The 14925-nt window shown below is 68.3% G+C and carries 17 protein-coding genes; 8 read left to right on the plus strand and 9 right to left on the minus strand.

Features of this window, described 5'->3' with window-relative positions; all coding sequences use genetic code 11:
• Positions 1-22 precede the first annotated feature (22 nt).
• The 5 genes from DI624_RS10215 to DI624_RS10235 all read right to left on the minus strand — a co-directional run bounded on the left by DI624_RS10215 (position 23) and on the right by DI624_RS10235 (position 3710).
• The gene (locus tag DI624_RS10215; protein ID WP_291537966.1) at positions 23-496 is read right to left on the minus strand and encodes an SH3 domain-containing protein; all 474 of its coding nucleotides are present in this window, start codon (positions 494-496) and stop codon (positions 23-25) included.
• 123 nt (positions 497-619) lie between these two features.
• Complete coding sequence (locus DI624_RS10220; protein WP_291537968.1) at positions 620-2299, minus strand: lysine--tRNA ligase; 1680 nt, start codon at positions 2297-2299, stop codon at positions 620-622.
• Positions 2300-2338: 39 nt separating this feature from the next.
• On the minus strand, positions 2339-2695 hold the full coding sequence (locus DI624_RS10225) for a RidA family protein (protein WP_291537970.1): 357 nt from the start codon (positions 2693-2695) through the stop codon (positions 2339-2341).
• Between the two features lie 58 nt (positions 2696-2753).
• Complete coding sequence (locus DI624_RS10230) at positions 2754-3230, minus strand: hypothetical protein (RefSeq protein WP_291537972.1); 477 nt, start codon at positions 3228-3230, stop codon at positions 2754-2756.
• Positions 3231-3260: 30 nt separating this feature from the next.
• Positions 3261-3710 carry an Lrp/AsnC family transcriptional regulator gene (locus DI624_RS10235; protein WP_291537974.1) on the minus strand — a complete coding sequence of 150 codons (450 nt, stop codon included), beginning with the start codon at positions 3708-3710 and terminating at the stop codon, positions 3261-3263.
• 132 nt (positions 3711-3842) lie between these two features.
• Here DI624_RS10235 and DI624_RS10240 point away from each other — a divergent pair, with 132 nt between their 5' ends.
• Both DI624_RS10240 and queA read left to right on the plus strand, forming a co-directional pair.
• The gene (locus DI624_RS10240) at positions 3843-5129 is read left to right on the plus strand and encodes a D-amino acid dehydrogenase (RefSeq protein WP_291537976.1); all 1287 of its coding nucleotides are present in this window, start codon (positions 3843-3845) and stop codon (positions 5127-5129) included.
• Between the two features lie 360 nt (positions 5130-5489).
• Positions 5490-6575: a tRNA preQ1(34) S-adenosylmethionine ribosyltransferase-isomerase QueA gene (gene queA, locus DI624_RS10245; RefSeq protein ID WP_291537978.1), complete on the plus strand. Its 1086-nt coding sequence runs from the start codon at positions 5490-5492 to the stop codon at positions 6573-6575.
• A 264-nt stretch (positions 6576-6839) separates the two neighbouring features.
• Here the strand turns inward: queA and pdxH are convergent, their stop codons facing one another.
• On the minus strand, positions 6840-7514 hold the full coding sequence (gene pdxH, locus DI624_RS10250) for a pyridoxamine 5'-phosphate oxidase (protein ID WP_291537980.1): 675 nt from the start codon (positions 7512-7514) through the stop codon (positions 6840-6842).
• A 110-nt stretch (positions 7515-7624) separates the two neighbouring features.
• Between pdxH and DI624_RS10255 the strand changes: the two genes are divergently transcribed.
• The 3 genes from DI624_RS10255 to DI624_RS10265 all read left to right on the plus strand — a co-directional run bounded on the left by DI624_RS10255 (position 7625) and on the right by DI624_RS10265 (position 10035).
• Positions 7625-8359 carry a DnaJ C-terminal domain-containing protein gene (locus tag DI624_RS10255; protein WP_291537981.1) on the plus strand — a complete coding sequence of 245 codons (735 nt, stop codon included), beginning with the start codon at positions 7625-7627 and terminating at the stop codon, positions 8357-8359.
• A 9-nt stretch (positions 8360-8368) separates the two neighbouring features.
• Positions 8369-9454, plus strand: a complete 1086-nt coding sequence (gene aroC, locus DI624_RS10260) for a chorismate synthase (RefSeq protein WP_291537983.1) — start codon at positions 8369-8371, stop codon at positions 9452-9454.
• Between the two features lie 239 nt (positions 9455-9693).
• The gene (locus DI624_RS10265) at positions 9694-10035 is read left to right on the plus strand and encodes a VOC family protein (RefSeq protein ID WP_291537985.1); all 342 of its coding nucleotides are present in this window, start codon (positions 9694-9696) and stop codon (positions 10033-10035) included.
• 3 nt (positions 10036-10038) lie between these two features.
• Here DI624_RS10265 and DI624_RS10270 read toward each other — a convergent pair whose 3' ends face one another.
• The 3 genes from DI624_RS10270 to thiE are packed head-to-tail and all read right to left on the minus strand — an operon-like array spanning position 10039 to position 13161.
• A complete protein-coding gene (locus DI624_RS10270; protein ID WP_291537987.1) occupies positions 10039-10713 on the minus strand; it encodes a hypothetical protein in 675 nt (224 codons plus the stop codon).
• A gap of 43 nt (positions 10714-10756) precedes the next feature.
• The gene (locus DI624_RS10275; protein ID WP_291537988.1) at positions 10757-12442 is read right to left on the minus strand and encodes an ATP-binding protein; all 1686 of its coding nucleotides are present in this window, start codon (positions 12440-12442) and stop codon (positions 10757-10759) included.
• A 59-nt stretch (positions 12443-12501) separates the two neighbouring features.
• Positions 12502-13161 carry a thiamine phosphate synthase gene (thiE, locus tag DI624_RS10280; protein WP_291537990.1) on the minus strand — a complete coding sequence of 220 codons (660 nt, stop codon included), beginning with the start codon at positions 13159-13161 and terminating at the stop codon, positions 12502-12504.
• Positions 13162-13290: 129 nt separating this feature from the next.
• On the opposite strand from thiE, the gene DI624_RS10285 reads away from it, so the two are divergent.
• From DI624_RS10285 to DI624_RS10295, 3 genes are all read left to right on the plus strand, one after another.
• Complete coding sequence (locus tag DI624_RS10285) at positions 13291-13476, plus strand: (2Fe-2S)-binding protein (protein ID WP_291537992.1); 186 nt, start codon at positions 13291-13293, stop codon at positions 13474-13476.
• 142 nt (positions 13477-13618) lie between these two features.
• Positions 13619-14119: a bacterioferritin gene (gene bfr / locus DI624_RS10290; RefSeq protein WP_291537994.1), complete on the plus strand. Its 501-nt coding sequence runs from the start codon at positions 13619-13621 to the stop codon at positions 14117-14119.
• A gap of 59 nt (positions 14120-14178) precedes the next feature.
• Positions 14179-14718, plus strand: coding sequence for a tryptophan-rich sensory protein (locus DI624_RS10295; protein WP_291537996.1), 540 nt, complete (start codon positions 14179-14181; stop codon positions 14716-14718).
• Positions 14719-14925 lie beyond the last annotated feature (207 nt).

Here is a 14925-nt window from a genome sequence, read left to right on the forward strand (position 1 = left end):
GGGCTTTGCATCTATCTTAAGCTCAGTAGGCGGTGACGTAGTGGGCGTTCACCCAGCCGCCGCCGGCGATCTGCACCCATTCGCCCTGCGAACCGATGGCGGTGAAGGGCTGGCCCGCCGACAGACTGCCCGCCTGACGATAGTTGGCGCCGGGGCCGCTGCGGATGCGCAGGTTGGACGAGGCGCGATACTGCGTGCCGTTCGAGACCGAGGCCGCGCGAGCCCTTTGCTGGTTGCAGCCGATGTAGGACCCCGCTGCGGCCCCCGCCCCCGCGCCGACGATGGTGCCGGCCGTGCGCTCGTTACGGGCCAGGTTCGATCCCACCACGCCGCCGACGACGGCGCCGATCAGGGCGCCCGCGCGCTGACGGCCGCCCGGCGCGTCGCAGTTGGTCACGCCGTTGGCCTGAGCCTGGGCGGCCATGGGCGCGGCGGTCACAAGGGCGGCCAGCGCCGCAGCCGTGGCCAGACCGGTTTTGAAAATCCTGTTCGACATAACTCTTCTCCTGTCATGGCGTTTGCCGATGGGGCGTCTGCCGATGGGTGGAGAATGCGCGGACGAAGCTGAAGGCTCCCGGAGCTTCGCCGTTATTTTCGGTTCATCTTCAAAGCGACGCCGTCAGGCCGCCAGTTCGCCCTCGGCGCCCTGTTCGATCAACCGGATGGTCTGAGGCAGGCCGTAGATGGCCGCGAAGGATCCGAAGCGCGGCCCCTGGCTCGCGCCCAGCAGCACTTCGTACAAGGCGGCGAACCAGGCCCTCAGCGGCTCGAAGGCGTGCGCCTTGCCGACCGCATAGACTTCGTTCTGGATCAGTTCGCCATCGGTCGTATCGGCCGGCAGGGCCTTCAGCCGCGCCGCCAAATCGAGCAGGGCCGCCTTCTCCTTGTCGTCCGGCAGGCGGTACGACTTGGAGGGCTTCACGAAGTCCTCGTAGTAGTTCAGCGCATGATCCATCAGCCGGTCCAGCAGCGGCTCGGTCGCGGGCGTCGCCTCCGGCAGATATCTGGCGAAATAGGCCCACAGCTGGTCCTTGGTCGAGGCGTTGGCCACGCCCACCAGGTTCAACAACAGGGCGAACGACACCGGCGAGGTGTGGGTCGGCGGATCGCCCGCGTGGATCGACCAGACGGCGTTGTCGATCCGCTTGGCGGCCTCTTGCGTCTTATAGGCCTCGATGAAGGCCAGATAGTCGTCGATGGCGCGCGGAATGACGTTGAAGTGCAGGCTCTTGGCCGATTTCGGCGACTGGAACATGTACCAGGACAGGCTTTCGGGCGTGCCGTAACGCAGCCACTCGTCCATCGTCAGGCCGTTGCCCTTGGACTTGGAGATCTTCTTGCCCTCGATGTCGAGGAAGAGCTCGTAGTTGAAGCCTTCCGGCGGCACGCCGCCCAAGGCGCGACAGACCTTGGAGCTTTCGCGCACGCTTTCGATCAGGTCCTTGCCCGACATCTCGTAGTCGACGTCCAGGGCGGTCCAGCGCATGGCCCAGTCGGGCTTCCATTGCAGCTTCACATGACCGCCGGTGACGGGGACCTCGGTGCGGTTTCCCCGTTCGCCCGCCGGGTCCTCGAAGGTGATCGTGCCCTTTTCGACGTCGCGCGCCAGGGTCGGAACCTGCAACACATGGCCGGTGATCGGGCTGATCGGCAGGAAGGGCGAATAGGTGGCGCGTCGTTCCTCGCCCAGGGTCGGCAGCATGATGGCCATGACCGCGTCGAACCGCTCCAGCAGGGTCAGCAGGGTCGCGTCGAACCGGCCCGACTTATAAGTCTCGGTCGAGGACATGAACTCGTAATCGAAGCCGAACCCGTCGAGGAAGGCCCGCAGGCGGGCGTTGTTGTGCGCGCCGAAACTGTCATGGGTTCCGAACGGATCGCGCACCTGGGTCAGGGGCTTGTGCAGGTCTTCGATCAGCATTTCCCGGTTGGGCACGCCCTCGGGAACCTTGCGCAGGCCGTCCATGTCGTCCGAGAAGGCGATCAGACGCGTGGGCCAGTGGTCGCCGGTCAGGGCGCGGAAGGCGTTGCGCACCATGGTCGTGCGCGCCACCTCGCCGAAGGTGCCCATGTGCGGCAGGCCCGACGGGCCATAGCCCGTCTCCAGGATCACCGGCCGTTGCAGCGCGGGAAAGGTCGCCAGCGCCTCGTCGGCCTTGCCCGCGTCGATCAGCAGCTTGGCGGCGTCGCGCTCGGCGTCGCCGAGGCGCTTCTTCAGAACGTGGTTCAGAAGATTGCGGGCCTGTTCAAACGGCCAGGACTTGGCCTCGCGGGCGAGGGTTTCGAGGTTCTGCAGCATGGCGGGGGTTTGCAGTCTGCATACCGCCCGGTCAACCGCCTAGCGGCCGGATCGGCCCTTGGCCGCGATGACGATGACCTCGACCCGATAGTCCGGCGAGGCCAGCTTGCTTTCGCCGGTGGCGCGGGCGGGCGGATTGGCGGTGTCGACCCAGGCGTCCCAGACGGTGTTCATCGCCTCGAAGTCGGCCATGTCGGCCAGCCAGATCTGCGCCATCAGTATCCTGGACTTGTCGCTGCCGGCCTGGGCCAGCAGGGCTTCGACCTCGGCCAGGGCGGTCTTGGTCTGGGCGATCACGTCGTCGCCGGGCTCTCCGACCTGGCCGGCCAGATAGATGGTGTCGCCGTGAACGACGGCCTCGCTCATGCGGGCGCCGGGCTGGATTCGGGTGATCATGGCCAAGTCCTCTCGTGCGCCCGCACCTATCGCCGCAGCCGACCTGCTGTCGAGGTCTTTATCGGCGGCTCAGACGGGCGACGGTCAACCCGACGACCAGGGCGCCCGCGCCGACGACGAGGGCGTCCTCGATCAGCCCGCTGCGGGTCTGGCCGATCCGGGCCATGGCCTTCTTGCGGCCGGCCAGGGTCAGATAGGCCAAAGGAACGGCCGTGCCGACGGCCAGACCTGCGCCCAGCTTCTCCTTACCGCGCGGCGCCAGGGCCGAGCCGGCGATGCCCGCGCTCATCACTCGCGCCAGAAGGCCCAGGAAGACCGTGCGGTCCGGGGCCGACTTCATCTTGTCGCCGAACAGCTCGCCCACGCCCATCAACAGGGCGCCGAACTTGAACAGGGGCTGGTTCAGCAGGAACACCCGTCCCGGCGTCGGCTTGTGCGCCAATTCGGCGACGGCGATCGCCGCCATCGGAGTCATGGAACGGGCGCTGGCGACGGCGCCGATGAGGGCGGAAGGCAAAAGCGCGGTGATCTTCATGCCTGCTGAACACCGAAACCCGGCGACGGTTCACCCTCGGGCGGCCAGGACGTTGCGGATCGCCAGGCTGGAATGGATGCGCGAAACGCCGGGCAGGCGCGACAGCACATCCTTGTGGATCACCTCATAGGCGGCGATGTCGGGCGCCACGGCACGCACGATATAGTCCGCCGCCCCCGCCATCAGATAGCAGTCGCGGATTTCCGGGTGGTTGCGCACCGCCGCCTCGAACCGGCGCATATGATCGTCGGTCTGCTTCTCCAGGGTGATCTCGACATAGGCCACCACCCCGTCGTCGGCGTCATTGGCCAGAACGGCGGCGTAGCCCCGAATGACGCCCCGTTCCTCCAGCCGCCGCACCCGTCGCAGGCAGGCCGAAGGCGACAGACCGACGGCGGCCGCCAGGTCCGCATTGCTGATTCGCCCGTCGGCCCGCAGGCGTCGAAGCAGGCGGTGATCCATGGGGTCGAGCAGGGTCACAAGATTCCACCATAACGGCGCACAGGATTGCCTGCATCGCATATCAGCCGCAGGAAGTTGCGCAAACAGGCAGGATCGTCGGACGACCCAAGGCTAAGTTTCGGTCTTTCAGGATTCGAGCAGGATTGTCTCATGCGCGTTCTGGTGCTGGGTTCGGGCGTGATCGGCGTGACCACGGCCTGGTATCTGAACCAGGCGGGCCACGAGGTCGTCGTGGTGGATCGCCAGGCCGGTCCCGCCCTGGAAACCAGCTTCGCCAACGCCGGCCAGGTTTCGCCCGGCTATTCGGCGCCCTGGGCCGCGCCGTCCATTCCGGTCAAGGCGATGAAATGGCTGCTGATGCGCCACGCCCCCCTGATCCTGCGCCCCCGGCTGGACATGGCGATGATCCGCTGGACCATCGCCATGCTGCGCAACTGCACCCACGATCGCTATGCGCTGAACAAGAGCCGGATGGTGCGCCTGGCGGAATACAGCCGCGACCAGCTGGACCAGCTGCGCCGGGAAACAGGCGTCGCCTATGACGGCCGCCAGCAGGGCACGCTGCAGCTGTTCCGCACCGAGAAACAGCTGGCCGACATGCACAAGGACGTGGATGTGCTGAAGGCCCAGGGGGTGCCGTGCGCGGTGCTGGACCGGGCGGGCTGCATCGCGGCCGAGCCGGGGCTGGCGGCGTCCGACGTCGGCTTCGTCGGGGGCCTGCGCCTGCCGCACGACGAAACGGGCGACTGCTTCCTGTTCACCAACGCCCTGGCGCGTATGGCGGCCGAGCGCGGCGTGACCTTCCACCAGGGCGTCGATATCCTGGGGCTGGAAACCGTCGACGGCCGGGTCGTCGGGGCCCGCACCAGCCGGGGCCCGATGACGGGGGACGCCGTGGTGGTGGCCCTGGGGTCGCATTCGCCGCAGATGGCGGCGTCGGTCGGGCTGAAGCTGCCGGTCTATCCGGTGAAGGGCTATTCGATCACGGCGCAGATCGTGGATGCGGACCGCGCGCCCGTCTCGACCGTGATGGACGAGAGCTACAAGGTCGCGATCACCCGCCTGGGGGACCGCATCCGGGTCGGCGGCATGGCCGAATTGTCAGGTTATAACAACACCCTGCCCGCCCTGCGCCGCGAAACCCTGGAGCATTCGGTCGGCAGCCTGTTTCCGGGCGGCGGCGATCTGAAGGGCGCCAGCTACTGGTCCGGCCTGCGGCCCATGACGCCGGACGGCACGCCGGTCATCGGCGCGACCAAGGTTCCGGGCCTGTATCTGAACACCGGCCACGGCACCCTGGGCTGGACCATGGCCTGCGGTTCGGCCCGCGTCCTGGCCGACACGATCGACGGGCGCTCGCCCGAGATCGACGCGCACGACCTGTCGCTGAACCGCTACGGCGCCTGGGCCGGGGCGTTCGCGCCGGGGTTTGGCTGACATCGGACGCCGGCGGCAATTTCACCGTCTGAATAGTGTGAATCGTCTGAAATCGCCCTTTCAAAGATCGACGCGAACGACCCGTGGCCGAACCGCTACGGCGCCTGGGCCGGGGCGTTCGCGCCCGGGGTGGACGGCGTCGGACGCCAGCGGCAATTTTCACCGTCTGAATAGTGTGAATCGTCTGAAAATCGCCCTTTCAAAGATCGGCGACCATCCTACCACCGCGCCAAGGACCGATAGGTCGAAAGTCGTTCGGCCGGAAATTCCCGATAGGATTCAGAAGGCGGGGATGGGCGAAAGCGCGTGTCGGCGGGCGCGACGTGGCGCAGGGCGTCGGACGCCCCTATAGAGCGCCCGATGAAGACCGCCGATTTCGATTTCGACCTGCCTGAAGACCGGATCGCCCTGCGACCGGCCGATCCGCGCGATTCCGCCCGACTGCTGGTCGTCAGGAACGGCGCGCTGGAGGATCGGGTCGTCGGCGACCTGCCGGACTTCCTGCGCCCCGGCGACGCCCTGGTGTTCAACGACACGCGCGTCATCCCCGCCCGCCTGTCGGGCGTGCGTCAGCGTATCGGCGCGGATGACGAAATCCTGACGGTCGAGATCGAGGCCACCCTGCACCACCGCGACGCGCCCGACGTCTGGTCCGCCTTCATGAAGCCGGGCAAACGCATCAAGCCGGGCGACCGGATAAGGTTCGGGCATGAAACCGACGCCGCCTGCGACCTGGGCCGGCTGGATGCGACGGCGACGGCCAAGGGCGACGACGGCCTGATCACCCTGAGGTTCGATCTGTCCGGCCCGGCGCTGGACGACGCGATCCGCGAGGTCGGGGTGATGCCCCTGCCCCCCTATATTGCGGCCAAGCGGCCCGAGGACGACCGCGACCGCTCCGACTATCAGACCGTCTTCGCCGAGCACGACGGGTCGGTCGCCGCGCCGACGGCGGGCCTGCACTTCACGCCGGCCCTGCTGGAGGCCATCCGCTCCAGGGGGGTCACGACCCATGCGGTGACGCTGCATGTCGGGGCCGGCACCTTCCTGCCCGTCAAGGCCGACGACCTGGCCGACCACAGGATGCACAGCGAATGGGGCGAGGTGTCGCCCGACACCGCCGCCGCCCTGAACGCCGTGCACGCGAACGGCGGCCGCATCGTCTGCGTCGGCACCACCTCCTTGCGCCTGCTGGAAAGCGCCACGGACGAGGACGGGACGATCAGGCCCTTCCACGGCGACACGGCCATCTTCATCACGCCCGGCTATCGGTTCAGGGCGGTCGATGTGCTGATGACCAACTTCCACCTGCCGAAGTCGACCCTGTTCATGCTGGTCAGCGCCTTCGCCGGGACCGACACGATGAAGGCGGCCTACGCCCATGCGGTGGCGGACGGCTATCGCTTCTATTCCTACGGCGACAGCTCGCTGCTGCTGCGGACCTGAAGCCTTTAACGCTTGCGTCGTCGACGGTCTGGAAGGGGTTCATCACAACGAGCACGACGAGTTCACGGAGAACACGACGGGACCGAACGCGCTTCGATTACTCTCAACGCCTTAGTCCAGGCCGTTGATCGATGTGCGGCTTCGCCGCCGCGAAGCGTCAAGATTCTTAGAACCGGGCACGGCTTCGTCGTGTTCGCGGTGAACTCGTCGTGATCGTTGTGAGGAACCTTGTTCTGAACTGAACTGATGCGTTGGTCGGCGGCGTCAGGGCCACAGGCGCAGGGACATCCAGGCCTCGCCGTCGCGGTCGAACCGAAGACGGTCATGCAGTCGGAAAGGCCGGTCGCGCCAGAACTCCACCGATCGCGGCGTCACCCGCCAGCCGGTCCAGCGGTCGGGGCGGGGCACATCCTGCCCGTCGAACCGCGCGGTTTCGCGCCCGACGGCCTCTTCCAGCGCCGCGCGATCCAACAGGGGCCGCGACTGGTCCGAGGCCCAGGCCCCGATCCGGCTTTCGCGGGCGCGACTGGCGAAATAGGCGTCCGCCTCCGCCGTCGAGACCGGCTGGACGGCGCCGCGCACCCGCACCTGACGACGCAGGGTCTTCCAATGAAAGGTCAGGGCGGCCGCCGGATGCGCGGCCAGTTCGACGCCCTTGGCGCTCTCGGCGTTGGAATAGAAGGTGAAGCCGCGCGCATCGACGTCCTTCAGCAGCACGATCCGCGCGTCCGGCAGACCGTCGGCGTCGATGGTGGACAGGGTCATGGCGTTGGCGTCGTTCGGCTCATGCGCGCGCGCATCGGCCAGCCATTCGACGAACAGGCCGATGGGTTCGGGACGCGCGAAGATCGTCTCGTCGCCATTGGCGGCGAGGGCGGCGGCGTAGTCGCGGGCGTAGTCCTCGCGCGACGGGCTGGGCGGGATCACGGATGCTGTCATGGCCCCGATCTAGCCCCTGGGCCGAACGGTGGGAATGACCGAGGTCAAAAACGAAGGCCGCGCCGTCACGGTTAACCGCCCATTGACCCTGATCGGCCGACGATGGGGCCATGAGCGAGCACCGTCCTGCATCCGACGTTTCCGGCGTCCGCGAGGCCCTGGCGATCCTGGGCGTGGCGGGCGATGCGGATGCGCCGGCGCTGAAGGCCGCCTTCCGCTCGGCCGTCAAGTCGGCCCGCCCCGACCAGCCGGGCGGCGACGCCGAGCGGTTCCGGCGCGTGATCGCCGCCTATCGCCTGATCCAGGCGCATCGGCCGGTCCGCCCGGCCCTGGCCGCGCCCAGCGCCCGCCCGGCGCCGACCCCGGTCCTGACCCTGACGCCGATCCAGGCCCTGAGCGGCGGCAAGGTCGAGGTCAGGCTGGGGACGCGCACGGTGCGGGTGACGGCCCCGAGAGGCCTGCGCACCGGCGACCATCTGCGGCTGAGCGGCGGCGCGGCGGACGGGTCCGACCTGTATCTGTCCGTGCTGATCCGGCCCGAAGACGGGCTGTCGGTCATGGGCGACGATCTGTTCATGTCCTGGCCGGTCGAGCGTCGGCTGATGGCCGATGGCGGCCGGGTGGAGATCGAGACCTATGCCGGCGCCCGGTCGGCCTGGATCACGGCCGACATGGCCGCGCCGGTCCGGGTGCGGCTGAAGGGACTGGGCCTGCCGGCGCGCGGATCGCGGGCCGCGGGGCATCTGTTCGTCACCCTGACGCCGTCTTCGGACACGCCGTCGGCGGCCGAGGACCTGCTGGTCCGGTTCACGCGGGTCTGGACGCAGGAACGTCTGGCGGCCTAAGTCGAGGCCATGTCGCACAACACCTTCGGCCATCTGTTTCGCGTGACCACCTGGGGCGAAAGCCACGGCCCGGCCATCGGCTGCGTGGTCGACGGCTGCCCCCCGCTGCTCCCGCTGACCGAGGCCGACATCCAGCCCTGGCTGGACCAGAGGAAGCCGGGCGGCAGCCGGTTCGTCACCCAGCGCAGGGAAAGCGACGCCGCCCGCATCCTGTCGGGCGTGTTCGACGACGGCGCGGGCCCCGTGACGACCGGCGCGCCGATCTCGATCCTGATCGAGAACGAGGACCAGCGGTCCAAGGACTATGGGGAGATCGCCCGCGCCTATCGCCCCGGCCATGCCGACTATGCCTATCAGACCAAATACGGGGTGCGGGACCATCGCGGCGGCGGCCGATCCTCGGCGCGAGAAACGGCCAGCCGCGTCGCCGCCGGGGCCGTGGCGCGCCGGGTGCTGGGCGACGGCGTCAAGATCAGGGCCGGCGTGGTGCAGATCGGGCCGCACCGGATCGCGCCCGAAGCCGTGGATTTCGACGCCGTGCGCGACAATCCGCTGTTCGCCGCCTCGGCCGCGGTCGTTCCCGCCTGGGAGGCCTATCTGGACGAGGTGCGCAAGGCCGGCTCCTCCATCGGCGCGGTCGTGGCGCTGGAGGTGACGGGCGTGCCGGCGGGGTGGGGCGCGCCGATCTACGGCAAGCTGGATGCGGAGCTGGCCGCCGCCCTGATGTCGATCAACGCCGCCAAGGGCGTGGAGATCGGCGCAGGGTTCGAGGCGGCGGAACTGACGGGCGAAGAGAACGCCGACGAGATGCGGCTGGACCTAAACAAGCAGCCGGTCTTTCTGTCGAACAAGGCCGGCGGGATGCTGGGCGGGATTTCGACGGGGCAGCCGGTGACGGCGCGCGTGGCGTTCAAACCGACCTCCTCCATCCTGACGCTGCGCCAGACCATCACCCGCGACGGCCATGAAACGGATCTGCGCACCAAGGGTCGTCATGATCCGTGCGTCGCCCTGCGGGCCGTGCCGGTGGTCGAGGCCATGGCCGCCTGCGTCCTGGCCGACGCCATGCTGAGGCACCGCGCCCAGGTCGGCTGAGGATCAGGAGCCGGGCCGACGCGGCGCGTCCGATGCCGACGCGACCGGACGCGAGGCCGGCCCGGCCTGTCGCGTCAAAGGCCTCTGTTCCCGCTGCATCAGGGCGACCAGGCCCGCCAACCCCGTGGTCATCACGATCACCGCTCGACTCCTGCGACTGCGAACCGTTTGCAGGTTTGCGCAAGTCGGGCCGCCGTGCAAGAGGGTCGGTCGGCGGCTCGAAGATCAGGAGATCAACCGTGCGTGAAGACGGCAAGCTGGACTATATCGAACTGCCGGCGGCGAATTTGCCGCAAACCAAGGCCTTCTACAGCCAGGCGTTCGGCTGGACCTTCGTGGACTACGGCCCGACCTATGCGGCCTTCGACCAGGGGCTGGACGGGGGTTTCGACGCCGATCCGGCGGATCGGACGCGCGCGCCCCTGCCCGTTCTTTATGCGCGCGATCTGGAGGCCATGCAGACCCGCGTCGAGGCGGCGGGCGGGCGCATCGTCAGGCCGATCTACGCCTTCCCCGGCGGGCGGCGCTTTCACTTCGCCGATCCGGCGCGGACCGAGATGGCGGTCTGGTGCGAGAGCTGATTCTCAGCGCGGATCGACCGACTGGCCGATCCGTTCGGCCAGATCGCGGTCGGCGCCGGCGACGCTGGCGACCCAGACGTGAATTTCCTTGGGCGCCGCGGCGCGTTGGAACAGATGCTCCATCGCCAGGCGTCGGCCCGCTTCGTTGACGACGATGGAGGCGCGCGCGCCCGTTCGCACCATGTCGCCGTCATAGATCGGAAACTGGGACGACGGCCCGGCGTAGATCATGACCAGGGTCTGGCCATCGCGCTGGATGCGGTAGATGGCGGCGTCCGCGCCCGCCCGCCCCGGAACCACGACCACGCCGGCCGGAAGTTCGATGCGGAACGGAAGGGCGGCGACCCCCGCCGCATCCAGAGCCGCCGGCGCGGGCGCAGTCTGCGGCATGGCAGGCGTGGCCTGGGGCGCCGCTGCGGGCGTCGCAGGCCGGGTCGACGGGGCTATGGCGGCCGGACGGGGCGCCGTCGCCTGCGAGGCCGGTCTCTGTGCAGACGACGGCGCGGGCGCGGCTCGCGGATCGGTCGCGGCGGGCGCCGGCGTCGCCGGGCGGGGGGCTGCCGATGCTGCGGAGGGCGGCGCGCTGTTCAGGTCGCGCGTCAGGTCGCTGGCGCCGCGCGGCGGCGGCGCGGCCTGACCGGACAGGGCGAAGGCTGTGGCGAGGGCGATCAGGGTCATGGCCGGACCATCGCGCGGCGGCGCCCGCTTCGCAAGCGCGGCCTCACGCCTTCGGGATGGACACCCAGAAGGTCGCGCCTTCGCCGGGGGCCGATTCCACGCCGATCGACCCGGCCTGAAGCTCCACCAGCCGCTTGGCCAGGGCCAGGCCGACGCCGTGCCCTTCCAGGGCCGAACGCTCCAGCCCCAGACGGTTGAAAGGCTCGAACAGCTGGGCCTGTTTCTGCACGGACAGGCCGGGACCGAAATCGACGACCTCGATCCGCACGCAATCCTCGTCCCGCAGCGCCCGCAGGACGACGCGCCCGCCCGAGGCGCCGTATTTGAGGGCGTTGATCGTCAGATTGGTCACGACCTGAACCAGTCGCTGGGAATCCGCCACGGCGATCAAGCCGTCGCCCTCGCACACGACGTCGATCACAGTCTTGCCGGCGTCGGGGCGAAGCAGACAGATGCGACGGACGTCCTCCAGCAGTCCGGGAATGTCGGTCGGCCGCAGTTCGACCCGAACCGAACCGGATTCGGCGCGCGCCACGTCCAGCAGGTCGTGCGCCAGGGTCTCGATCTGGCGGGCGGTGCCGACCAGCACCTCGGACATCTCGGCCTGTTGCGCCGTGATCGGCCCCAGTTGTCCCTGACGCCACAGATCGCCGATGCCGATGATCCCGGCGACCGGGCTCTTGATCTCGTGGGCGACGTTGGCCAGAAGGCGCGACTTGGCTTCCGACGCCTTCTCCGCCCTTTCCCGGCCCGCCCGCGCGCGCTCGGCCAGCACGTCGCGCTCTTCCAGCAGGGAGGCGACCAGCAGGATCGGCATATAGCCGATCAGCACCAGCATCTGGGCCATCACGACCTGCTCAGCCCGGCTGCCCTGCCCATAGGGTCCGTGCCCCATCATCGCCCCGCCCACGGACAAGAGCGTGACCAGGATCAGGGCGAAGGCGATGCCCGCCACGCCCAGCCGCACCGCGATGATCATGAGCAGGGGCAAGAGGAAGAAGCCCGCAGAAAAATGACCGGCGAAACCGGCGTAATAGAAGCCCAGCAGGCCGGCAAGCAGCACGGCCGCCTCGACCATCTTGTTCGGACGGGTCAGACGAACCAGGGTGGCGCGCGTCAGCGACAAACCCATCGCGCCCAAGACGGCGATGCCCAAGGCATGGCCGAACCACCAGGCCTGAAATCCCTGCCAGACCTCCGCCTGGCCCATTTGCATCTGAATCACGACGCTGCCCAGAGCGGCGGGAAGAGGCGCCAGACCCGCCGCGAAGAACAGGAAACCGGCCGCCCCGTTCAGGGTCGACAGGTTCAGCGTCGGCGCGAAGCGCCGCGCCAGCAGCACCGCCCCGACGATTTCGATCATGTTCACGATGGCGAAGGCCAGAGCCAGCAGGGGCCTGTTGCCGGCGATGATCTCTCCGATCAGGATGCTCACCGTCAGCACCCCGGCGAACGTCAGGTCGTTGGCCCGCCCCCGGCTGGTCCGCAGCCACACGGCGATGGCGACGCCGCTCGCCCCCCAGAAGCCGGCGACCAGCCCCGCAGAACGCCCATAGGCGATGGCCGTGGCGACGAGTATGGCCACCGCCACCCCGGTCAGGACCGGAGCCAGCGGACGGAAGGCGTCCGATCCCTCGCCGCGTTCGCTCGAATATCGGCCAGCCTTCGGCGGCGCCGTCCGAGACTCGACGGGGGACACGTCGCTGTTGAGCGCACGGCTCATGATCATGAAAGCGTCCTGACCGAAAAGCGTCAGGGCGCAAATGACCACAGGGTTCCTAACATCCCTTAAAGTTGGAAGTTCAACTTTCGATTGAACAACTTAACCGCCTCGGCTGCGCCGCCGTCATAGCTCCAGATTCCGCCGCTGACGGCGACGAAATCGGCGCCGGCCCGGGCCACCTGCTCGGCCGTCTCCAGGGTGATGCCGCCGATGGCGACGCAGGGCGTCTCCACGGTTTCCTGCCAGACGGTCAGCAGATCCAGCGATGGCCGGTGAACCGTCGCCTTGGTCGAGGTCGGGTAGAAGGCGCCGAAGGCGACGTAGTCGGCGCCGTTCTCGGCGGCGTCCCAGGCCAGATCGCGGTCGTCGTGGCAGGTGACGCCGATCATGGCGTCCGGTCCCATGATGCGCCGCGCCTCGGCCAGCGGCGCATCCCCCTGGCCGATGTGGACCCCGTCGCAGCCGGCGGCGCGCGCCAGGTCGGGGCGGTCGTTCAGGATGACCGCGACATCATGCCGGCGGCAGACAGGCGCGAGGACATCGACCGCACGTCGGATCGTGTCGTCATCGGCCGGTTTCAGGCGAATCTGCAGCGCCGCCACGTCGCCGGCCGCCAGCGCCTGGTCCAGGGTGGCGGCGAAGGCGTCCAGGTGGGAAATCGCCGGCGGCGTGATCAGGTATAGCCGGCACGGCGGGCGGTCGGGGACGAGCGAGGTCTTGGCCATAGCCGTCCTTCCCTCCCTTGCGATCCCGCGTCAACGGCCGCAAGCGGTCCAGCGCATGAGAACGACTTGCAATCGCCTTAAAGAGTGATATAGCGAACCATTCTCAGTCGGTGGATCGCGTAGAAACTCGTGTACGTCTGCAACTGCAACGGCCTTCGCAAGCGGGATGTGGCCCAATCCATAGAGGCGGGCGCCAGCCGGCCGCGCGACATCTTCGCCAGCCATCAATGCCAGGCGCAGTGCGCCAAATGCGTCTGCGAGATGCGCCAGATGATCCAGGACAGCCGCGAAGCCTTCGCACTCGCAGCCGAGTAGGACCGCCATCTCGCGCGGTCGAAAATCACTCGCACTATCAATGCGATGATAAGAAGTCGCAAGTAAACAATGCGCGCTCCGATGTGGTATGGCGTCGGCTGACGGCGACCGATGCGCCGTGACGAGACCAAGGACCATGGCCATGAAGGGCGACCCCGCAATCCTGCGCACGCTGAACGCGGTGCTCACCAACGAACTGACGGCGGTGAACAAGTATTTCCTGCACGCCCGGATGTTCGAAAGCTGGGGCCTGGCTCATCTGGGACACGTCATCTACGAAGAATCGATCGGCGAGATGAAGCACGCCGACATGCTGATCAAACGCATCCTGTTCCTGGACGGCCTGCCCAATCTGCAGGACCTGCACAAGCTGAAGGTGGGCGAAGATCCCATAGAATGCCTGGGCGCCGATCTGCAGCTGGAGCTGGACAGCCGCGCGACCACCGCCGCCGCCGTGACCCAGTGCGAGGAGATGCGCGACTACGTCAGCCGCGACCTGTTGATGAAAATCCTGGCCGACACCGAAGAGCACATCGACTTCCTGGAAAACCAGCACAAGCTGATCGAACTGATGGGCGCGCAGAACTATCTGCAGGCGGCCATGAAGGAGATCGTGCCCGACGGCGCGGCCACCGGAAACTGATGGGAACCGCCGTTCGATCCGCTCATTAGCCTTTCACAAGGGCCAAGCTGGAGCGCGCCATGACCGATATCGACGACGCCATCGACGACGTGCGCGACGCCGCCGCAGACCTGCTGAACAGCGAGGGACGCAGCGCCGGCCATGTCGCGGCGGGCATCGCCCTGACCGTCGGTTTCGCCCTTCTGGCCCACACCATCGCCTCGGGCGCGTTGAAGCCGCGGCGCGATTTCAAGCAGGTGCGCGACGGGGATCTGCCGATCACCGAAAAGCCGAAAGGGGCGTTCAGCCTGATCCTGCCGGCGGTGTTTTCGGCGACGACCCTGTCGGCCGTGCGGGTGTGGAACGCCCCGCCGCAGAAGGCGCGTACGCGCGCCATGGGCCTGTGGGTCGCGGCCCAGACGGTGAACGCCATCTGGCTGGGCCTGCGCCCCGCATCGATGGCGCGCCAGGTCGTCGCCGCCATGTCCTCGGCCGGTCTGGCCGCCGCCTTCGCCCACGAGGCGCGCAAACTGGACGAGGGCGCCGGCAAGATGGCCGCCCCGACCGGTTCGGGCGTGCGGCTGGGCAACTTCCTGCATCGCAAGGCCGACGAGGCGTAGTCGGTCCCGGCATGAGCGCGCGTCGCCTTGCCCTTTGTCGGGGCTTCCTCTAGGGATCGCGCCCTATTCGCCTCGGCCCGGAACGGGTGCGAGCGCGCAACCCTATTCCCGATGTGACCCCATGAAGATCAACGGCAACACCATCAAGCCCGGCATGGTCCTGCAGCACAACGGCGGCCTGTGGGTCGTCACCAAGGCCAGCCACGT

Origin of the sequence: Brevundimonas sp. (assembly GCF_003248455.1) — a bacterium.
Taxonomy (GTDB): domain Bacteria; phylum Pseudomonadota; class Alphaproteobacteria; order Caulobacterales; family Caulobacteraceae; genus Brevundimonas.